Annotated in this window: 22 protein-coding genes and 2 pseudogenes; 10 read left to right on the top strand and 14 right to left on the bottom strand. The window is 63.3% G+C overall.

All coding sequences use genetic code 11. The annotated features are described in order from the left end of the window. A pseudogene (locus C3B61_RS19985) lies at nucleotides 1-388 on the bottom strand (transcriptional regulator); the annotation flags it as partial. Between the two features lie 365 nt (nucleotides 389-753). Here C3B61_RS19985 and C3B61_RS18650 point away from each other — a divergent pair. Further along, a pseudogene (locus tag C3B61_RS18650) lies at nucleotides 754-1,336 on the top strand (recombinase family protein). An 11-nt stretch (nucleotides 1,337-1,347) separates the two neighbouring features. On the opposite strand, the gene C3B61_RS20195 reads toward C3B61_RS18650, so the two are convergent. Beyond that, nucleotides 1,348-1,482, bottom strand: coding sequence for a hypothetical protein (locus C3B61_RS20195; protein WP_279628335.1), 135 nt, complete (start codon nucleotides 1,480-1,482; stop codon nucleotides 1,348-1,350). Nucleotides 1,483-1,545: 63 nt separating this feature from the next. On the opposite strand from C3B61_RS20195, the gene C3B61_RS18640 reads away from it, so the two are divergent. Together C3B61_RS18640 and C3B61_RS18635 are read left to right on the top strand one after the other, a co-directional pair. Next, the gene (locus C3B61_RS18640; protein WP_103461977.1) at nucleotides 1,546-2,598 is read left to right on the top strand and encodes a saccharopine dehydrogenase family protein; all 1,053 of its coding nucleotides are present in this window, start codon (nucleotides 1,546-1,548) and stop codon (nucleotides 2,596-2,598) included. After that, complete coding sequence (locus tag C3B61_RS18635; protein WP_133160369.1) at nucleotides 2,595-3,197, top strand: TetR/AcrR family transcriptional regulator; 603 nt, start codon at nucleotides 2,595-2,597, stop codon at nucleotides 3,195-3,197. Before C3B61_RS18640 ends, C3B61_RS18635 begins: the two co-directional genes overlap by 4 nt. Nucleotides 3,198-3,584: 387 nt before the next feature. Here the strand turns inward: C3B61_RS18635 and C3B61_RS18630 are convergent, their stop codons facing one another. Then, nucleotides 3,585-4,499, bottom strand: a complete 915-nt coding sequence (locus C3B61_RS18630; protein ID WP_244286005.1) for a magnesium and cobalt transport protein CorA — start codon at nucleotides 4,497-4,499, stop codon at nucleotides 3,585-3,587. Nucleotides 4,500-4,728: 229 nt separating this feature from the next. Further along, nucleotides 4,729-5,370, bottom strand: a complete 642-nt coding sequence (locus C3B61_RS18625) for a TetR/AcrR family transcriptional regulator (RefSeq protein ID WP_103461974.1) — start codon at nucleotides 5,368-5,370, stop codon at nucleotides 4,729-4,731. Nucleotides 5,371-5,493: 123 nt separating this feature from the next. Here C3B61_RS18625 and C3B61_RS18620 point away from each other — a divergent pair, with 123 nt between their 5' ends. After that, nucleotides 5,494-7,224: a CocE/NonD family hydrolase gene (locus C3B61_RS18620; protein WP_103461973.1), complete on the top strand. Its 1,731-nt coding sequence runs from the start codon at nucleotides 5,494-5,496 to the stop codon at nucleotides 7,222-7,224. A 302-nt stretch (nucleotides 7,225-7,526) separates the two neighbouring features. On the opposite strand, the gene C3B61_RS18615 is transcribed toward C3B61_RS18620, so the two are convergent. After that, complete coding sequence (locus C3B61_RS18615) at nucleotides 7,527-8,000, bottom strand: MarR family winged helix-turn-helix transcriptional regulator (protein ID WP_103461972.1); 474 nt, start codon at nucleotides 7,998-8,000, stop codon at nucleotides 7,527-7,529. 62 nt (nucleotides 8,001-8,062) lie between these two features. On the opposite strand from C3B61_RS18615, the gene C3B61_RS18610 reads away from it, so the two are divergent. Both C3B61_RS18610 and C3B61_RS18605 read left to right on the top strand, forming a co-directional pair. Beyond that, nucleotides 8,063-8,377: a DUF2316 family protein gene (locus C3B61_RS18610; protein ID WP_103461971.1), complete on the top strand. Its 315-nt coding sequence runs from the start codon at nucleotides 8,063-8,065 to the stop codon at nucleotides 8,375-8,377. After that, entirely contained in the window at nucleotides 8,374-9,288 is a 915-nt protein-coding gene (locus C3B61_RS18605; RefSeq protein ID WP_103461970.1) for an aldo/keto reductase, read from the top strand. The genes C3B61_RS18610 and C3B61_RS18605 overlap by 4 nt, the downstream gene beginning before the upstream one ends. Nucleotides 9,289-9,586: 298 nt before the next feature. Here the strand turns inward: C3B61_RS18605 and C3B61_RS18600 are convergent, their stop codons facing one another. Together C3B61_RS18600 and C3B61_RS18595 are read right to left on the bottom strand one after the other, a co-directional pair. Beyond that, nucleotides 9,587-10,048 (bottom strand): hypothetical protein, encoded by a 462-nt coding sequence (locus C3B61_RS18600; protein WP_133160368.1) that lies wholly within the window; start codon nucleotides 10,046-10,048, stop codon nucleotides 9,587-9,589. Then, on the bottom strand, nucleotides 10,041-11,087 hold the full coding sequence (locus C3B61_RS18595) for a TerC family protein (protein ID WP_103461968.1): 1,047 nt from the start codon (nucleotides 11,085-11,087) through the stop codon (nucleotides 10,041-10,043). The genes C3B61_RS18600 and C3B61_RS18595 overlap by 8 nt, the downstream gene beginning before the upstream one ends. 265 nt (nucleotides 11,088-11,352) lie before the next feature. Here C3B61_RS18595 and C3B61_RS18590 point away from each other — a divergent pair, with 265 nt between their 5' ends. Next, entirely contained in the window at nucleotides 11,353-11,868 is a 516-nt protein-coding gene (locus C3B61_RS18590; RefSeq protein ID WP_133160367.1) for a hypothetical protein, read from the top strand. Nucleotides 11,869-12,005: 137 nt separating this feature from the next. On the opposite strand, the gene C3B61_RS18585 is transcribed toward C3B61_RS18590, so the two are convergent. Beyond that, nucleotides 12,006-12,284, bottom strand: a complete 279-nt coding sequence (locus C3B61_RS18585; RefSeq protein WP_133160366.1) for a hypothetical protein — start codon at nucleotides 12,282-12,284, stop codon at nucleotides 12,006-12,008. Nucleotides 12,285-12,703: 419 nt separating this feature from the next. On the opposite strand from C3B61_RS18585, the gene C3B61_RS20400 reads away from it, so the two are divergent. After that, nucleotides 12,704-13,093 (top strand): four-helix bundle copper-binding protein, encoded by a 390-nt coding sequence (locus C3B61_RS20400; protein ID WP_482764188.1) that lies wholly within the window; start codon nucleotides 12,704-12,706, stop codon nucleotides 13,091-13,093. Between the two features lie 134 nt (nucleotides 13,094-13,227). Continuing rightward, nucleotides 13,228-14,049, top strand: a complete 822-nt coding sequence (locus C3B61_RS18580) for an NYN domain-containing protein (RefSeq protein WP_103461965.1) — start codon at nucleotides 13,228-13,230, stop codon at nucleotides 14,047-14,049. 224 nt (nucleotides 14,050-14,273) lie between these two features. On the opposite strand, the gene C3B61_RS18575 is transcribed toward C3B61_RS18580, so the two are convergent. From C3B61_RS18575 to C3B61_RS18565, 3 genes are all read right to left on the bottom strand, one after another. Further along, a complete protein-coding gene (locus C3B61_RS18575) occupies nucleotides 14,274-14,900 on the bottom strand; it encodes an HAD family hydrolase (protein WP_103461964.1) in 627 nt (208 codons plus the stop codon). Between the two features lie 85 nt (nucleotides 14,901-14,985). After that, nucleotides 14,986-15,324: a hypothetical protein gene (locus C3B61_RS20135; protein ID WP_244286004.1), complete on the bottom strand. Its 339-nt coding sequence runs from the start codon at nucleotides 15,322-15,324 to the stop codon at nucleotides 14,986-14,988. Nucleotides 15,325-15,558: 234 nt separating this feature from the next. Continuing rightward, complete coding sequence (locus tag C3B61_RS18565) at nucleotides 15,559-15,903, bottom strand: recombinase family protein (protein ID WP_425266430.1); 345 nt, start codon at nucleotides 15,901-15,903, stop codon at nucleotides 15,559-15,561. 382 nt (nucleotides 15,904-16,285) lie between these two features. On the opposite strand from C3B61_RS18565, the gene C3B61_RS18555 reads away from it, so the two are divergent. After that, complete coding sequence (locus C3B61_RS18555) at nucleotides 16,286-16,855, top strand: RNA polymerase sigma factor (RefSeq protein ID WP_103461961.1); 570 nt, start codon at nucleotides 16,286-16,288, stop codon at nucleotides 16,853-16,855. 88 nt (nucleotides 16,856-16,943) lie between these two features. On the opposite strand, the gene C3B61_RS18550 is transcribed toward C3B61_RS18555, so the two are convergent. From C3B61_RS18550 to C3B61_RS18540, 3 genes are all read right to left on the bottom strand, one after another. Beyond that, nucleotides 16,944-17,501, bottom strand: coding sequence for a hypothetical protein (locus tag C3B61_RS18550; RefSeq protein ID WP_103461960.1), 558 nt, complete (start codon nucleotides 17,499-17,501; stop codon nucleotides 16,944-16,946). Nucleotides 17,502-17,678: 177 nt separating this feature from the next. Continuing rightward, nucleotides 17,679-18,509 (bottom strand): DUF2382 domain-containing protein, encoded by an 831-nt coding sequence (locus C3B61_RS18545; protein WP_341866787.1) that lies wholly within the window; start codon nucleotides 18,507-18,509, stop codon nucleotides 17,679-17,681. 106 nt (nucleotides 18,510-18,615) lie between these two features. After that, nucleotides 18,616-19,275, bottom strand: a complete 660-nt coding sequence (locus C3B61_RS18540; protein WP_103461959.1) for a hypothetical protein — start codon at nucleotides 19,273-19,275, stop codon at nucleotides 18,616-18,618. Nucleotides 19,276-19,445: the final 170 nt, after the last annotated feature.

Raw genomic sequence — 19,445 nt, 5'->3', positions numbered from 1 at the left:
TCTGCGAACCAAACCGTATAGGAACAGAGTGAACAGCCCGATATCCGCGGGCCTCAGCGATATCGCTGAAGGCCGGCCAGGTCCCTCGAGCGTCGGCGACGCTGGGAACTTCAATCGTGGCTCCCGACCGGTATGCGTCCAGGCACGGACCCTCGTGGGCGCCGAGCTGTTCCTCTTCCACATCGCTGGCCCGCTCACTACTGGACGCTGCAACATGAAGTACGTCACTGCTATCGGCCAAGAGGATACCCGCGGCGATAGCAGCCGTGAACATCGTGCACCCCCGAACCAAAACGTCCATCGTGTCGATCACGTCATGGCCCGTCTGCAAGGTGTCCGCGATAGCTACGAACACTTCAACGAAGCTCTCCCCCTCATTTGCGAACATTTCTATAAGCTACAACGCACACCGCATTCCCGCACCTCCCAGTTCGCTCAACCGTGCTCGTTGCGCGCACGTCTTCTACCCGCCAGGCCAGCGGAAGCAGCTCTTCACCGCTCCCCCCGGCGCTCTACGGCGCCAACAACCTCGAGCACAACGAAGATANCCCCCCCCCCCCCCCCCCCCCCCCCCCCCCCCCCCCCCCCCCCCCCCCCCCCCCCCCCCCCCCCCCCCCCCCCCCCCCCCCCCCCCCCCCCCCCCCCCCCCCCCCCCCCCCCCCGATTCGGGGCACTCAAGCGTCTCGGAAAGTCGTCTCGCCGCAGTCCGTGTCTCACGGTTCCGCATGGGGCTTTTCGAGGCAGAACGAAAGCATGAGATTGTTTGGCCATACCCGCATCAGCATTTCCAGTCAAGACGCTCAGCTCCAGCTGGATGTCCTGGTTACCGCCGGGCTGCAAAGGCGTGATGTCTTCGCCGATGTCACGTCCGGGAGTAGGACCGCGATCGAGCGGTCGGGGATGAAAAGCTGCTCGATCATGCCGAGTCTGACGACACAGTCGTGGTGTGGCGGGTGGATCGACTGGGACGCTCTTTGATCGATGTCCTGAACACGGTCACTCTGCTGCGGGAACGCGGCGTCAATGTACGAGTCCATTTCGGACGGCATTGATCCAGGGACCACCACCGGCCGGCTCATGCTGAACATGTTGGCCACCCTCGCCGAATATGAACGGGAACTCATCGTCGAGCGCGTCACCGCAGGCATCGCCACGGGCCGGTAGTCCGGCACCCGCTTCGGACGGCCCCTTGCCGACCCGGCAGTCATCGCCCGACAAACTCGCCATCGCAACCAACGCGCGAGCAAACGGGCGCACCGCTGAAGACGCAGCCCGCCTCGTGGGATGGAACCGAGCGACTCTTTGTCGCCACCAGCAGGCCTCCTCAATCAGCTAGAGCGGCTCAATCTACCCGGAGGGCCAAAAACGGACCTCCCCCTCCACGCCGAAGACCACGGCCCACCAGCCCGGCTCGCCCGCGTGGCTGAAGCCCAGGAGCGCGCTGCCAACCCGCAGTTCGTTGATGCAAACAGTAGGCAGCACGTGGCGAAGTGTTAGGCAGAAGTGCGATTCGCCATAATAGGTCATCTGACCTAATCTGTTGGTATGAGCGATCTCCTGACCCACTCTCCCCTCGGCCCAGTCCTCATTGTGGGCGGTTACGGCACAGTTGGCAGTGCCCTCGCCCGGCTGGCTGCGCCCTCGTGGCCATTGCTGCTCACTGGACGCAACCCCGCCAAGGGGCAAGAGCTCGCGACAGATCTCGGCGCCACCGTGCGCCGGTGGGATCTCAACTCACCGGAACCCTTCTCCGCCGCACCTCGTGCCATCGTCAGCACAGTCAACGATCCTGACGACCGCGTCGTGCGAGCTGCAGTGCGGGCCGGCATTCCGTACGTGGATGTCACCCGCTGGACGAGTCGGATGCTGCGAGCCGCCACCACGGCCAGCCTGCTGCAGCCGACGGCACCCGTGCTCCTATCGTCAGGCTGGATGGGTGGCATCGTGAACATCGTGGCGGCGTCCCTGAGCAACGAACTCGGTGGAGCAGACAGCATAGAAGTTGCCATCCGTTATGACGTCAAGGATCGCGCTGGAGTCGACTCGGTGGACTTCATGGACAGGCTCGGACAGGACTATGAGGTGCGCCACGCCGGAGCGGCGGCAATAGTCACGCCGCTCTCCGATGCGAGGTGGGCCAACATCGGCGCACATCGCACCCTGGTGGCTCGGCTAGACACGCCCGAACAACTCACGTTGCCCCTCACCCTCGGCGTGGACTCCGTGGCGACGAGAATCGGCTTCAGTTCGAACGTGTCATCCAGAGCACTACTTGCCGCGAAGGCGGTGGGTCTTTTCCGCTGGGGCAGCGGCCCTAGGTTCACGGGCCTCCGGCGATCGCTGCTGTTTTCTCCCGGCCACGGTGGGACTGCCATGATCCGTATCGATGCGCACGGCCCGGGCGGCAACCGCTCAGTAGTCATCACCGACCCCGCCGGCCAAGCGCACTTGACCGCCTTGGGCGGATACCTCGGGCTTCAGCAAGTGCTGGCCGATGGCGCCGCGACGGGCGTAACCTTCCCTGAAATCCGTCCAGACATAACCGATGCGCTGGCCGTACTGCAGGCTCACAACGTGAAAATTGTTGACGCCGCGTGAAAGCGAACAAGGGTGAACTCCGACGAATCATGCTCTTGGAAGCCGCCGAGCAGGTGCTCGTCACCTCGGGCAACGCCACGGCAACGATGCGAAATTTCGCCGCAGCGGCCCATGTAAGCATCGGCCATCTCCAGCACTATTTTCCCGCCCGCTCGGACCTCCTGCAGGCCGTGCTACAGCGCGTGCTTCACCGATCCTTGGCGTGGATGCGGGAAACCACCGGGATTGACCTGGACGCCGGCAGCAATGGCCCCGTGTCACGCGATGACAGTCACAGGCTTGTCGCCGCCATCATGCAGCAGCAAACTGATCCCACCGTCGTGCGCCTGTACGTGGAAATATGGGCGATGGCCGCCTCGGACGAAGAGATCGCCGCGGTGCTCCGGGAGTTCTACAGCGAGTACGTGCGCTACGTCGAGCGCGTGATCGAGCGCGCGAAGCCCGGGTTGGCTCGTGGTGCACGGCGGGCCAGAGCTAACTCCGTTGTGACCATATTCGAGGGGGCCGTCATCATGAGTGCTGGTTTTGCCGGACAGCGGCCCACGGGTACCGACAAGGTCTTGTTGGGCGCAATTCAAGACGTCATTCATAGGCCATAACTCATCCAGTAGCATGCGAACCCTTAGATGAGTACGGCAGAGCTCTAGAGCTGGCGGGATTACCCGTCTAGAAAGCTGTTTTAGACCTATTCGTTCAGCTTCCTGCGACACTGCCGACGCCGAGTTGGGCTGTACCTCAGCTAGGCACACTGTGCGCTGACTCCACTGGATTGCGTCAATGAGATCCGAGCTGTGACTTTTGCGCTCATTGGCGGCGTTCTGTGATCGCAATTCTGCGCATCGAACTGAATTCTTGCACCACTCTGGAGCAATGTCAGTGTCTTGTACGCCATGGGCTACGGGGCGCTGTGCTGCCTCCTATTCCTTAACCACCTCGATGGCCAGTTCGTAGATGGGAGTACCTATTGTTGCGGGCCACCTCGTCGACTACATCCACTTGCTGCGTTTGAAAATTACGAAGAGGAGGGTGGCGAAGCCGACCATGAGGGCGATCGCGAAGGGGTATCCGAATGCCCAGTGCAGTTCGGGCATGACGTCGAAGTTCATGCCGTAGATGGCGCCGATGAGGGTAGGGGCGAAGAGGATCGCGGCCCAGCCGGAGATTTTCTTCATGTCTTCGTTTTGTCGTTGAGCGACGAGGGTGGCGTTGACGTTGAGGATTTGGGCGAGGGCGTCGCGGAGTTCTGCAGTGTGGGTGCTGGCGCGGGCGAGGTGGTCGCAGACGTCTTGGAGGTAGGTCTGCAGTTCGTCGGGGATCGCGTATTTGCCGAAACCGCCGCGGAGTGCTTGGAGAACTTCTGTCATGGAGGCGACGGTGTGTTGGACGTCGATAATCTCTTGGCTAAGGCGATAGATGCGCTCGGCGACGGCCGCATCCCCGCTGAAAACCTGTCGTTCGATCTGTTCCTTATCGATGGCGAGGCCGTGAAGAACGGGGGTATAGCCATCGACGATGGCGTCAAGGAGCCGGTAGACAACTGCTTCAGGTCCGAGGCCGAGGAGGTGTTCGTCGGCGAGGAGGGTGCGTTCTCGGCGTTCGGGGTCGGCGAGGTCTTCCTGGGAGATGGCGGTCCCGTCGCTGCCGTCGATCCATCTTCCGCTCTTGCACAGCAGCGCTACCGCGTGCGGGCGGAGCAGGACGTGGAATTCTGCGAAGTCGACTTCCTCCCGGGTGTCGTCGTAGCGTGCGGAGCGGACGACGAGGAAGAGCACGTCGCCGTAGCGTTCGAGTTTGGGGCGCTGGTTGCCGGCGAGTAAATCTTCTCGGAGCAGGGGGTGTAGATCCCAGGCGTCGGCGAGCTCGGCGACGTTCCCGGGGGTCGGGTTGGGGTAGAAGTGCATGGCCATCCGGTCCGTGCCGGTACGAGCGAATTCCAGCGCGTCGGAAACCGTCGCGCCACACGGGGCCGCTGCTGGCAACCCTCGAATCACGTAACGCGTCACGAACGATGCCTCGGCCTGTTCCGCAGCCGAAGGTGCCGCGCGTCGTCGTCTGGCATGCTCCGCCGAACTTGCGATCGCCCGTCGGCTCTTCCCGAAAGTCATAGCTGCTGCCCTTCCGAATCCTGGCTCATGCGGGGGCCGTGCTGGGATCCGCGGCAGCCGCAGTGGGGACGAGGATTTGCTGGATCGCTGGTCCGACAACGGCGACGAGTTCTTCGGCGTCGGCTGCGACGAGTGTGGGTACTCCGATGATGCGACGGCCGGTGACGATGCCGACGAGCATCGAGGAGGCCAGGCCCGCTCGCAGGACGGCGTCGGGGTCGTGCCGGTCGCGGGTTCCAATGAGTAGGCGGGACTGGATGAAGTCGCGTAGCTGCCCGCTCGCGGTGTCATTGACGATCGCGCCGCGGAGCATCGCCATCAGTGGCTCGGACTCTTCGGCTGCACCTTCCCACGCGCTCAGGTACGCGCGGACGACGCGTTCGCCGAGGTGCTCGTCCGGTCCCTCAAATGCGGTATTAAACCGCTCAAGCGACGCAGGGATAATGGCCATCACGGCGGCGAACAGTTCGTCCTTCGACCGGAAGTACTGCATCACCTGGGACGCATCTACTCCAGCATCCGTGGCGACGAGCCGAATGGTGGTGGCGGCAAATCCTTCCCTGGCGAAGCGTGCGCGGGCAGCCTCGAGCACCGCTGCCCGGGTGTTCACGCCACCAGGCCGCCGCCCGCGCCGCGCGGTCGGTGTCGGCTGCTTCTGAATCGTCATGGCTCCAATATAGCTCTTTCACAACAACTTTCTCAACGCCTGTTGAGTTGTGAGGTTTTTGAGCGTACGCTCGCAGCGATCCGAGAGTTGGTCCCAGGATCACGAGACAAAGGGAGCTCCGCAATGAGCGAAGACCAGAGAATGTACGTTCCTTCCACCCCGCTGCCCCCGGCGCGCACCGGAGTGCTGACCGCGTTCGATCCCGGAACCCGAACCCTCCAGGCGGGCTTTCAGATCGCCCCGCAATTCAAGTCGCTGCCAGTTGACATCGTGTTTGAGAAAGACGTGCCCGTGCAGATGCGCGACGGCGTCACCATCTACGCCGACGTGTTCCGGCCCGCCGGGTCCGAGAAGGTGCCCGTCATCATGGCGTGGAGCCCGTACGGTAAGGCCCAAGGCTCCTCACTCGCCGTGATGGGCGTGTTCGGCCTGGTTGGCTTGCCCAACTCGATCGTCTCCGGACTGGAAAAATTCGAAGGCGCCGATCCGGCGTACTGGGTCGCCCAGGGCTATGCAATCTGCAACCCAGACATGCGCGGCATCGTCGACGGTGAGGGCAGCAGCGTCCTCTGGGACCGACAAGACGGCCGCGACTGCTACGACGTAATCGAGTGGCTCGCGGAGCAGGAGTGGTGCACCGGCAAGGTCGGTATGAGCGGCACCTCCTACCTCGCGGTCTCGCAGTGGTTCGCCGCCGCCGAACAGCCGCCTCACCTGGCGGCAATCAACCCATGGGAGGGCGTCAGCGACGTGTACCGCGACCTAGTGATGCGCGGCGGCATGCCCGATACCGGCTTTGCCCGCCAACTTCAGGAAGGCAGCTTCTTCGGCAAGAACGAAAAAGAAGACATCATCGGCGAGGCAGAAAGCTACCCGCTGATGACTGACCTGTGGGAAAACAAAATCCCCGCATTCGACAAGATCACCGTGCCGGCATACGTTGTCGCCAGCTACTCGAACACTCTCCACACTGCCGGCACCTTCCGTGCGTGGCGCCGGATGGCGTCGGAGCAGAAGTGGCTGCGCATCCACAACACCCAGGAGTGGCCCGACTACTACGACGAGCAGCACCAGGACGAACTGCGCCGCTTTTTCGACCACTTCCTCAAAGACCACGACAACGGCTGGGAGAAAACGCCCACCGTGCGCTATTCACTGCTCGACCTGGAGGGCGGCGACCAGATCGACATCCCGGCCGACCAGTTCCCACCGGCCCACTCCGTCCCGACGAAGTTTTACCTCGACGGCCGTTCGCGAACGCTGACCACCACCGCGCCCGCCGCAGAGATGCCCGTGGGTTACACCGTGGCAGCGAACCCGGACGCCGTGTCCTTCCTCACCCGCTTTGCCGACGAGACGGTACTGGTGGGTTACCCCAAGGCACGCATTTTTGTCGAAGCCCGCGACTGCGACGACATGGACCTCTTCGTGCTCGTGCAGAAGCTCGACGCCTACGGCACACCTCGCGAGGCGTTCACGGTTCCGAATCAAAGCGCAATCGCACACGACCTCACCGACCGCGGTGCGACAATTCTGAGATACAAAGGCTCAGACGGCCGACTGCGGGTTTCTCTGCGTCACCTCGACGAGACGCTGTCGACGAATGAAGTGCCCGCACACAGCTTTGACCGGGTCGAGAAGCTCGCATCTGGTGAGATCGTCGAGATCGAAATCGACCTGTTGCCGATCGGGCTGATCTTCCACCCCGGCGAGCAGCTGCGCTTCGTCATCAGCTCCCGCAACCTGCTCGGCACGATGATGCCCGGCATCCGCGAGTACGTCGGCGCGAACAGCGGCCAGCATGTGGTGCACACCGGAGGCGAGCACGCCTCCTACTTGCAGCTGCCCCTGTAACCGCGGTAGACGATCCAGCACCGATAGGGAGCGCTCACCAGGCGTTCCCTATCGGGCTCCCCGGACTGAAACGCGTGCCGGTCATTCGCCGACCCCGTGAGGACGTGCGAGTGAGGACCCCCGATATCGCTCAACCGCCGACACACGGACTCAACGAGCGCCCCTGGGCAGTGCAGATAGCCGTCACGTGCAAACTCGCACAAAACGACCGCCGTCGACATCGCCAGCACACTTGACCTGGGCGTTGCCCGCGACGAGGCGGCGCTCAACGGCGCGCGCGGCGCGGTGCGGTGCGGTGCGGGCTAAATCAGGTCAGGCGCGGAAATGCGATCAAGGGCCTGCCTGAGGTGCTCGACCTGCACGCTGGTGAATGGCTCGATCAAGTGCCGTCGCACAGCAGCAGCGTGGACCGGCTGCGCCGCGGCGACCATCTCGAGTCCTGCGTCGGTCACCTCGACCTCGACGCCACCGGCGACTCGCCGTCTGATGACCAGACCCCGCTCCTCCATCCGGGTCAACTGGTGAGACAGGCGAGTCCTATCCCAACCGAGCACGACGGCGAGCTGATTCTGGCGCACCGTCCCGTCTACGTCAGTTGCGTGAATCAGGATCGCTATGTCGGGGTCTGAAAGACCTGTAGCCGACCGAACGTCCTCGGCGATGCGGGTGCGCAGGACTTCGTGCGCCCGCTTCCACGCGAACCACAACGCCCGCTCGGACAGACTCAAGGGTGTGGTCGCGTCCGTGTTTGCCGTCAGATCCGTGCGTGTTGACATATCAACACTGTAGGCGCATCCTGTTGATAAGACAACACCTGATTGGTGGGAAAGAAGCTCTCATGTCCCTGAACCGTTCTGAACGCGGCGACACGCGCACCGAACTAAACGCCAACCTCGTTCTCTCCGGCCTGACCCCCGATGACATCGGAGGAGCCTTGGGCTGGACGCTGGAACGAACGGCTGCCGCCCTCGCCGTGGCCGGGGCAGCGCCGCGGGACGTGTGGTTAGTCCGCGACTACATCGACGCGGCGATCACTGCCGCCGGCAAGACCCCTCACCCGTACTCGTCCCTGACTGAGCAGATGCGCAGCGCAGCTGACTCTTGGTTCGGACTGATCGACGTCGCCGACGTCATAAACGGAGCAACACGATGACCAGGCCGATCGCAGCGACCGTTTCCCGCCCGACCCCCGGGGGCACGTTTCCCCTAGCCGGCCGCGCCACCCCTCGGATCGGGTACGGTATGGGGCAAATCACCCGGACGGCCACCGACGCTGCCGGACGAGAGAACGCGCTTGCGGTGCTCCGCCACGCCTTCGATCTGGGCATCACGCACTACGACACCGCACAGTTCTACGGAAATGGCCTCGCCAACGAGCTACTGCGAGACACGCTCGGCTCGGTCCGCGATGACATCGTGATCGCGACCAAAGCAGGCGTGAAGCCGCTGCCGGATGCCCCGATCCCCCTCGCGGCCGCGCAGACGCCGTTCGAGCTGCGCGAAGCGGTCGAGCAAAACCTTGGCACCCTGGACACAGACCGGCTCGACATCGTGAACCTGCGTCGCATGGACTTCACCCCCGGCCTTTTGGCCCAGGGTGACCAGATCGTCCCGTTCGAGGATCAGTTATCCGAGATGACTGCACTCCGCGACGAAGGGAAGATCGTCGGCATCGGACTCAGCCACATCACCCTCGACCAGCTCAGGACAGCGCTCCCCGCAGGGATTGACTGTGTGCAGAACATCTACAACTTGGTTAGCAGGGGCGATGAGGACATGCTCGCCCTGTGCGAACAGCACGGCATCGCATGGGTACCGTACTTCCCCCTCGGCGGCGGATACGGGAACCTCCGGAAAGTTGTCGACTTGCCTTCGGTCATCGACACCGCTGCCAAACTCGACGCCACCCCATCCCAAGTGGGTCTCGCCTGGCAGCTCGCCCATTCACCGAACACCATGATCATCGCCGGCACCAGCAGAATTGACCACCTTGATGAAAACACAGAGGCGGCACGGCTCCAACTCGGACCCGGCATGATTTTCGCACTTGAATTAGGAACTTGACGGCATCCTGATACATGGAGCCCGCACGGCCTAAACACATCGGGCATATGCGGGACATAGGCGCGAGAACTCCGCTCTCCATGCGCGGTCCGTTCGGCCAGCACTCGCACGCCGGCAAACAGTCCCACCCAGCGGTCCCTGTCGCGGGGAAGAACGATGTGCACACACAGGTCATCGTGGCGGGTGAGCTTGAGGAGGTCTTCAGGCCACAGCACCCCATCCAAGACCAGGCGGCCGACCGGCGCTTCGTACGCAGGGCCGCGGAGCTGGCAGTCGCGGGGAGAGTGCGTCATCGTGATCAGCTCGATTCCGGGCAGGGCCGGTCGTGCAGCTGCACCCGGGCGCCCCAGTCATCGACCGGATGCCACACCCCGGTCGCCTCAGTGGTGCGATCGATCACCGTGAGGGCGTCCCAGAACGGGCCACCCTCGACGGTGAGGCACTGCCCACGATCTACCCTCACGCCGTTGCTCCAGCCACCCAGCAGCGCCCGCTCTCCTCCCCCGACCAAAGTCTCGGTGTCGGGTTGATCGATGACCGCCCGGACCGTGACCGGAATATCTCCTGCATTGCGCAGACTGCCGCATCCCGACACCGGACCCCCGCAGGCGTCCTGAACGCCGGCTGTCCACGCGACGACCAGAATGCCGGCCACCGCGAGCAGCGGCAGCGCAATCACTGCCGATGTTGAACCTCGGCGGCCTTTCCGCGCTGTCTGCGGTTGAGAGTCCAGATCCACCGAAGGATCCAGGTCACTCATCGAAGCGATCCTTCCCGCCGCTGGCGGGCACTCGGCCACGGCGGCTGAAGACCGGCTTGACCGCAGCAAGTTCCTCGTCGGTGGCGATCCGGAACGCCCCAGCGGCCTCGGCCTGCACTTCCCGTCGGCCCTGACCGCGGGTGGCGCGGAGGCTGGCCACGATGGACACCGTGATGATGGTCACGACTACGGCCAGGCTGATCGTGGTCGGGATGTAGAAGACATCCAGCAGCAGCATCTTGATACCCACCCAGATCAAGACGAAAGCGAGTCCGATCTTGAGGTAAATGAACCGATGGATCAGGTCCGCGAGCAAAAAATACATCGCCCGAAGCCCCAGGATGGCGAACGCGTTCGCGCTGAAGACCAGGAACGGTTCGCTAGTGACGGCGAAGATAGCCGGGATCGAGTCGACGGCGAAGATGATGTCCGTGATTTCCACCAGCACCAGCACGGCCAGCAGCGGGGTCGCCACCACGATTCCTGCCTTGCGGATCAGGAACTTCTGCCCGTGGTAAGCGTCGGTCATCGGCACGAACCGGCGAAACACCTTGAGAATGCGAGATTTCTCGGGGTGGACGTGGTCGTTACGGGAGCGGAACATCCGCCACCCGGTGTAGATCAGGAACGCGGCGAATACGTACAGGATCCAGGAGAAGTTCTCGATCAGCGCGGCGCCGGCGGCGATGAAGATCCCGCGGAAAATCAGGGCGCCCAGGACGCCGAGGAACAACACTCGGTGCTGGTACTCGCGCGGGACCGCGAAAGCGGCGAAGATAATCGCCCAGATAAACACGTTATCTACCGCGAGGGATTTCTCGATCAGGTAGCCAGCGAAGTACTGCTGCCCAAATTCTGCCCCCCACAGCGTCCACACGAGCACGCCGAACGCGACACCAAGAGACACCCACACGATCGACCACACGGCGGCTTCCCGCACACCGATCACGTGAGCTTTGCGGTGGGCGACCAAGTCGACCGCAAGCATCAGCAGGATCACACCCAGGACAGCGAACCACGCCCACAGAGGGACAGTCATGACAAAGACCTCCACGAAATCATCGTGAAGGTCTCATCGGCCTTGCGGCCCTGCGCACCGGAACCCACGGAGGGAACGTATTGACGATGCGGAGCGAGGATTACTCCCCTTCTATGGTTTATTCAACACGAGAGGCGTGCTTCACGTCAACTGGGCCAGCCGAGGATTCCCTGAGCGAAGGATAGAAACTGCTTGTTTGACTCGCGCCGGGTATCTGGCTCGACTAGGCTCACCTCGCGGTTCAGCGGGCTGCAACACAAGAACGGTGGTTGCGGTGAAAGCTTCGGGACTCGACCTGAATTCGCGGTTGAGGCGCTACCCATGGGTGTCGCGGGCACTGAACGCGGAGGCCGTTTATGGCACCGTTTTGACCGCTGGCCTAATTTCTGCGTTCTCCCTCTACAACCCGGGACTACCCGTCCTGATCGCCCGCGCTGTCGGCACCGTGTTGGTTTTTTGGGGCGCACACGTGTACGCCGAGATTGTCGGCAATCGGGAAACGAGCTGGCGGGAAGCGGTGCGTGAGGCTCTGCAACGCTCCGCCGGATTACTGTGGGCCCTCATCGTCCCGGTGGTCTGCCTAGCCTCAGCCGCAGCGCTTGGGCTTTCGATGGATGCCGGCGTCGACGTCTCGCTTTGGGGTGCCGTGATCACCCTGGCCGTGTTGGGATGGTGGGCAGCCCGACAACGTCGCGCCACCCTCGTGGCAAAGCTCGCCACCGCCGCCGCCACCGCCGGCATGGGTGTCGCATTGATCGCCCTCAAAGCGCTCGTACACTGACCGATCCCTTGCCGCCAGACTGGGCCGGGCTAACTAGTGCTCTTCGCAGCTTGCGGCCCAGGTCGCAACCTGCGTCGATGGGGCCGTCACAGAGAGTTACCTCGTGAAGTGTGGCCCGACGCCCAGCGGGCTCAGCCTCAGTCGATTACGCGCCATTCGCGCACGGACTCCTCGACGGTCTTGGTTTCGAGGTCGCGGCGCACGGTCTCCAAAAGAAAGTGGGGGTCGCCGAGGTCGGCGGCAGTGCGAAGAACCTCAGCTCCGCTCGCGCGCCGGCGGATGACAAGGTCAGCGTCGACCTCGACGTAACCCCATGCTGCACGGACCAGCGCCAACGCACGACGGAACAGACGTCGAGTGCGCGTACCCGATGGCTCCTCAAGCTCGGCGACCAGGTGGTTTGACGCGCGATCCATTCCCTCATCTTGAGGCATATCAAAGCGCCTCGGTTGGTGTGCCTCCTGGTTGAGGTTGAGAGACGCTCCACAAATCAGTCGGACGTCAATAGGCTGAATGGCCTACTTCCCAGAGCCGCCAGAAGTCTGGAACGTCTGCCGAGCGGCCCGAGGTCACCAACGCGTAACGAATTTCAGCCAGCCACGCTACTTCGTTGTCGTCAATCTCTAAATGAAAACCAACTTCGCACGGGGCGTGCACTGGTATTCCTGTCGGATCGATCCACTGCTGACGACACCCTGTCAATCGACGCCAGCAACCGTGGCCGGTAGAGGATCGCCTAACAAACTTTCGTCCGCAGCCGGCGTCTCGTATCCAACCTTCGCCACAACGGTCAAGGGGGAAGATATCGGCGCACATCGGCGTTACCGTGAACCTCATGCTCCGCAGCGAATTAATTCACGCTCTGATTCAAGAGCGGATACGTACCTGCGAAGAAGCATGTGACGAACTGGTCCGTGTGAGCGAGCTGTGCGCAGAGGAATGTCTAACGTTGCCCGGTGATGGAGAAATCACCACGTGTTTCCTAGCCGACTTATACTGCGTTGAGATTGGACTTGTGACGGCCAGGGTTCTTTCATGGACGACCAGCGCTAATCACGCAGCAGCGATCCTGATCCTGGATGCCTGCGTGGAAGCCTGCACAGAGTCCGTGATCGCATGTGAGCGAATGGCTCAGCTCCACCCCAACTGGGAAACCTGCACACAAGCATGCCACCGCGTGAGTAACGCCTGCACAGACCTGCAAGTGGCCCTATCCGTCCCATAGACGATCGTGTATCGGTGCTCGGCGCCTGCGGCAATGCTTGAGACGTCGCCGCTTTCCGTGCCTCCAGCGGTCATGACTGCGCCTATCACGATGGACGGGCGACACAACCCCGCACGTTGCGGTAGAACTGTGTCATGGAACAGCCGAGCGAACTACCCCGGACACGGTTGCCGCGTGTGGCGGTGCTGATCGACTGCGACAACGTCAGCTATCGCCGCGGGCATGCCATCCTCGCCGAGGCGCAAACGCACGGTGTGCTTGGTGTGAAACGGGGATACGGCGACTGGGGCAGCCCACCCTTGGGTGGCTGGCGGAAGCTGCTAACCGACCTCGCGCTGCAGCCCATGCAACAGATCGCCTACGTGCCGGGCAAGGGCGCGACGGACACGGCGCTAATCATCGACGCAATGGATTTGTTGTACTCCGGAAACGTCGATACTTTCTGCCTCGTTGCGTCGGACAGCGATTACACCCGCCTGGCCATCAGACTCCGCGAAGCCGGTAAGCGCGTGATCGGGATCGGCGAGAAAAAGACGCCATCAGCGTTCAGCAACGCGTGTGACCGTTTCACGTTCCTAGAACTCCTGGAGAAGGACGAAACGGTTTTGGCTCCCGAAAACGAGAAGTCGGTGGAAGCCGAAACCTATCCATCAGGCCAGCCGGTTCCAAGCGGTCACGAGCCGGCCGCGCCGGCTCCCGGCGCCTCCGAGGCTGGCGACTTGCCAGACCTTCACACGATGCTTCGAACGGCAGTGACGAGCAAAGTCGAGGACGACGGGTGGTCCCTGCTGTCCAACGTCGGATGGTTTTTGGTTGGTAACTACCCGGCCTTCGACTCACGGAACTACGGCTACGCACAACTCGGCGCGCTCGTCCGGTCGCTGGACTATTTGGACATCGAAGAACAACCAGCGTCGAACGGCAACTCGAGACTGAGAGTGCGACTGCGCCAATGACGCACTGCAAGACCATCGGACTAAGGGAACAGCGCCAATCGTCTACAGCGCGACTGCACACACCCAAGACATATTCGATCAGCTGGGCGTGACCCAGGACGAACGCGATTTCCACACCACGTTTACCCAACCGTGAACGTGACGCTCCGACGCAATCCCAATCAGCGAAATGCAGTCCGATAGGCGATCCTCTACCGGACCGCTTGCCCGAGTTGGTGCTTGTTCTAGGGGCCGTCGTGAGTGGCGAGCAGCGCCAGGGCATCGTGTGGCGCACGCAGACAAATGTCGGCGGGAGCGTCCCGTTGATACAGGTGCCCCCATGTGGCTGCCGCGCCGCGCGCGCCGGCGGACCGGGCGGCTTGGAGATCGGTGGGTGCATCGCCGATGTAGACGACGTCTTCTGGTGCGACCGACAATCGTTTCGCAGCTTCCAGGATGCCATCGGGAGCGGGCTTCGGTCGCACGACGTGATCGCCGCCGACCAGGATGTCGAACTGGATGCCTGCTGAGGCGAGCAGCGTCCGTGCCGCTCGACTGCTGGCGCCCGTGAAGATAACAACCGGCAGTCCGCGCTGCCGAAGCGTGTCAAGCGTCTCTAGCACGCCGTCGTAGGGCGCGACGCTGCCTTCGAGTAGCCGGTCATAGTAGAGGTCGATCTCACGATCCTCGAGGGTCCGACCGACCAGGTGCCGGAGCATCACCTCAGGCACACCCAACGAGTACGCCGCGACAACCTTTTCCCGATCGATGCCATCGACCCCGAGGTCGCGGACTGTCTCCACGAACGCGTCCGGCACCACCTCCGTGGAATCGAGCAGTGTTCCATCCATGTCCCACACCAGTCGCGTCATGTGGACAGTTTAAGGGAGGAGGTGGCGCCGCTGTCCGGGCAGGGAAGGTCTACTGGACGTGTCTAGTGCGCTCTTCCGGAGCGGACTACGAGACGACTATGAGCCAGACAAGCGCGACCGCGTTAGTCGCTGCGGTGGCCGCAGGCCCCAGGGTTTTTACTCGATTCCCGAGGCGGGCTCCGATGACGGCGTCGAGTCCCTGGACACAGATCATGGCCACGGCGGCGGCGGCGATGAATCCCGCGTCACTGGTTAGCGGTGCGACGATAGCGATGACGACCAAGGCGGCACTCCTGGCCAGCGCGTACTCGGAGGAGACATGTCCCGTGCCGTTCCTGGCGCGATGGCCCGCGACGGCGAAGCCGAGGCTCACCAACGAACTGACAATGGTTACAGCGGAGCAGAGCCAAGCGGCGAGTGTCATCTGCCGAGCCTAGGACAACATCCGCCCTCTCGAACCGTTACGCAGTCGCTTCTAAACCCCCTCGTCAGCCCCGCGACCACGTCTCGATAGGAGATCGTCTACCGGCCACTCCCCCAGCTCGGCAACACGCCTGTCGCGTCTCGAAGTCGTCTGCACGGCCCGCCGTGTGTTCCGCGGGAGGTGCAGGCGACCAGGAGCGGTCAGCTGTTCACGGTCGCCTGCACAACCTGGCGTTTAGACCTCGGCGCGAAGATAAGCATAAACGGTTTCCCGACTGATCCCAGAGTGCCGAGCGAGGGCAGCTTTCGGGACGCCGGCCGCGGCCTTCGCGCGCAACTCGGTAGCGCTCTTGGCGTCCATCGATGGCGCGCGGCCGCGGTACGCGCCGCGCGGCTTTGCCGGACTGATGCCCTCGCGCTGACGTTCACGGATGAGGGATCTCTCGAATTTCGCAAACGCCCCCATCCCGTTCAGCAGAAGCGTTGCCATCGCGTTGTCGTCGCCAGTGAAGATGAGCTGCTCTTGACGAACTCGACGCGCACTTCGCTGCGAGCTGGCGCACGATCGCGCGAAGGTCATCGAGGTTACGGGCCAGGCGGTCCATCGAGTGAACGAGCACGGTGTCACCCTCTCGGGCGAAATCAGTTAGTCACCGCCCTCAGGGCTCAGTGCAGGCCCGAGTCCGGCGACATCCGAGCGGCTGGCAGAGGCATCTTTCGAGATGGATGACGTCGCTGCATAATGTCTTCGATCCACAAAAGGTTCATCGCATCGTCGTTGCGCTGGGCATCGTGATCACGCGGGATTCCCGTCTCCGCAAGCTCTGAGGTGCCGGCCAACGTCCGTGCGACGTGCGAATAACTCGAGACGCGCGGCATTGGTTGCCTCGGCTCTTCCGCCTTCTGCCACGGGGGCGGGCAGATCCTAGGCTAACTCGTTCGGCGCAGGATGAGGGGATCTGATGATGGAGAGGGAAGTCGCCTATCTACTTCTTAATAACGAGGCCGACAAGAGTCTCGTTAGCTTCGCTGTTGCCGGCGACGAAGCCGCATTCGGGGTGCTGATGAATCGGTACCGGGCACTCATGCAGGCCTACGCGCGGCGAACGACGGGTTCCATCGCTGACGCCGACGACGTCGTGCAAGACGTGTTCATCATTGCCTGGGAGAAGCTCGCGACGGTGCATGACGGGAAACACGTCAAGGCATGGCTGATGCGGGCTGTGCGGAATAGAAGCATCGACCGATTGCGTACTGCGCGACGGGATCCGGGGATTCTGCCGTTCGACATCCCGGCCACAAGCGACAGCAGCCCCGTGGACGTCGTGGAGTTGCTGCTCCAGGACGACGCATTGACCCTGGCGTTGAGCAGCCTTCCCGCCAATCAAAAACGTGCCTGGCTCATGCGCGAGTTCGCCGGCTGCACCTACTCGGTCATCGCACTTGAACTCGTCGTTCCGGAGTCCACCGTGCGCGGGCTCCTGGCCCGATCACGTCACACCCTTGCCCGGGAATTGGCCCCCTGGCGCTAAATCGCGAGACCGCTCTTCCCGGGGAGGCCCCCTATCCGCCGACAGGTGCCGGCCCGGGTCGAATCGACCCGGGCCGGGAGTGGGGCGGTTAGCGCCTGATAGCGCGTTGGAACCAGCTGGCTTTGGCCGACGGCACCGGCCGCTGCTGTTCGCCCTGCTGGGCGCCGAGCACGATCAGGATAAGCGTGACGACCGGAGTGACCCACTGCAGGATGCGTTGCTGGTTCTGGGCGGACGCCAACTCGTCTGAGGTAACCTCGCTGGGTTCGGTGGTGCCCTCGACCGCTTCGCCTGAGTTCGCGCCCATCTTCATTCCCAGCACGCCGGAATACACGCTGGTGCCGATGGCGGCCAGCGTGAGTGCCAGCTTGACACCGGTGTTCACCCGCCCTTCCTTCTGGGCGGCGAGCCGCTCGGTGTTGCCCAGGATCAGGCCGACCCCGCCGAGGCCATGCGCGGCCATGGCCGCCCACTGCACCGGCGCCCAGTGCTTCCAGCCCACGCTGGACACCGCCAGCCGTTCCCGGGGGCTACTGACGGAAGCGGCAGCGCTGTTCAGCCCCACCGCGCCCATCAGCGAACCACCGAACCAGGCGGCCAGGCCCACATCATGAAGGCTTCGAACGAGAGTGTTGCGTTGTGACATACGTCTGCTCCTCTTAGTTTTTTCAGGTCGGGAAAACTATTGGCCGGTTAGGGCTTCGAAGGCTTCCGCGCGAAACGTCATGACCAACTGAATAGCGCTGGAGCCGCACGGTCGCGCCTCCCACGGCACCAGGACCCGGGGACCGAAGCCTCCCGGGGCCCGGCGGTTCTTCAGGTGCTAAATGGTGTCGTCGCGGGCGCGGCGGCCCTTGCGCTCGATGTCTGACTCGTCGTAGTCGATCTCTTCTTTGCGCACGTCTTCGGAGACCCGCTGGTCTTCGGTCACCGTTTCGGTGCCCAGGCGGACCCGCTCCACCGGAACGGTTTCTTTATCCACCACGACGCGCTCCTCGGTGAGCTGGACTTCGTGCTCCTCGTCACTGAGGTCGGGACCGGAGTTGGCGTTGCCGCGGTTGGCGTCGGTGATGGGTTCACGTTCGAGGGTGACCTCTTCGTGGCTCACCGGTACCGTGACGGTCTGGTTCTCCGTCACCACGTGCTTGCGCAGTCGGGCGCGGCCAGCGGACACCTGCTCCTTGCCGACGCGCAGCTGCTCCTCGGAGCGGGTCATCGCGTCGTCGGTGGTGGGCCCGGAGGTGTCGTATCCCTCGGTGCGACGGTCACCGGCAGCGGCATCCGTGCGGGTGTCGTCGGAGTTTCCGGTGTTGCCGGTGCTCTGGCCGACGGTGGATCCGCTAAGGCCGTAGTACCTGTAGAGGGCGTCTTCGTCGGCGCTCTCCAGCGCGCCGTCGGTGTCGATGCGGGGGGCATCCTTTACGACATCCTTCGCGAAGCCGATGCGGAGCTCGTCGCCGGACCAATCGGCAGTTTCAAGGGGCGCGAAGGATTCGCTGGTTCCGAACAGTCCGGTCTTCACCGTGACCCAGCTGGGCTGGTTGGTGGACGAGTCCAGGTACACCTGGCCGACGGTACCGACCTTGCGGCCCTCGGTGTCGACGACGTTGGCACCGATAAGGGAATCGATGTTGTTGGTGTTGATCATTGTCATTTCTCTCTTCCTACTTCGCATGCCGGACCAGTTGCCCGGCGATGGTGGGGCGGTGGATCGAATTGAGGATCTTGGTTGGTGCAAGAGTGCTGTGGAGTGGTGCGGACTAGCGGCCGAGGCCGGCCTTGTCGACCTTGCGGTGGTAGCGCATGCCGGCGAGACCGCCGAGGATGGCGCCGCCGAGGCTGACGATGGCGATCGCGATGGCCGTGATGATGCTGCCGAGGGCGAGGTCGCCCTCGTTGATGGGGATGCGCGGGAAGCTGTTCAGGTTGGCGAGGACGTTGAACTGGCTGCCTGCTATGGCGCCCACGATAGCCAGCACCACGGCAACGATCAATGCCCAAAGCCAGACGGCGATGCCCTGCTTCGCTCCGCTGAACCGCGCCATCCGGCCGGCGACATAGCCGCCGCAGAAGTATGCCACGAACACGACGACCCCGAGCGCGATTGCCCCGATCAGCCCCACCGTCGCGGCGTTCTCGGTTGCTGCCGCGGTGGTCTGCTCTGGGTCGGCCTGGGTGCCGAGCCCCACGGCCGCTCCCGCGCCAGCGACCAGCGCCGTGAGCAGCACCGCTGCCCCGGTGGCGGTGAGCCAACCGAAGAAGGCGGTGCCGAACCGCATGCCGCCGAACTGTTCCTTTTGCTTCGCCACGACATCCTCTCGGATGGTGTTCCCGCTGGTCGCCGCGTGCGCGGCCGGCTGAGTGTCGCCGGATGCCACTGGTGGCGGCGTCTGGCGGGGTTCGTTCTGCGCTGACGTCATGAGGTTCTCCTTTGAACAATGCTGCCGAGTTGAACGAATACGTCTGATGGCCGGTGCGGCGAATCCGCCGAATTGCGGGCTACCCTTCTCAGACGGGCAGACAAGGCGAATCGTCACGCACGCAAGTGAAGTATTCTCAAATTCTTCATGCCGGATATGCGCAGGTTCTC

Origin of the sequence: Cryobacterium zongtaii (genome assembly GCF_002909375.1) — a bacterium.
Taxonomy (GTDB): domain Bacteria; phylum Actinomycetota; class Actinomycetes; order Actinomycetales; family Microbacteriaceae; genus Cryobacterium; species Cryobacterium zongtaii.
The sequence above is the reverse complement of the archived record's forward strand: the minus strand, read 5'-3'. Positions and strand labels throughout refer to the sequence as shown.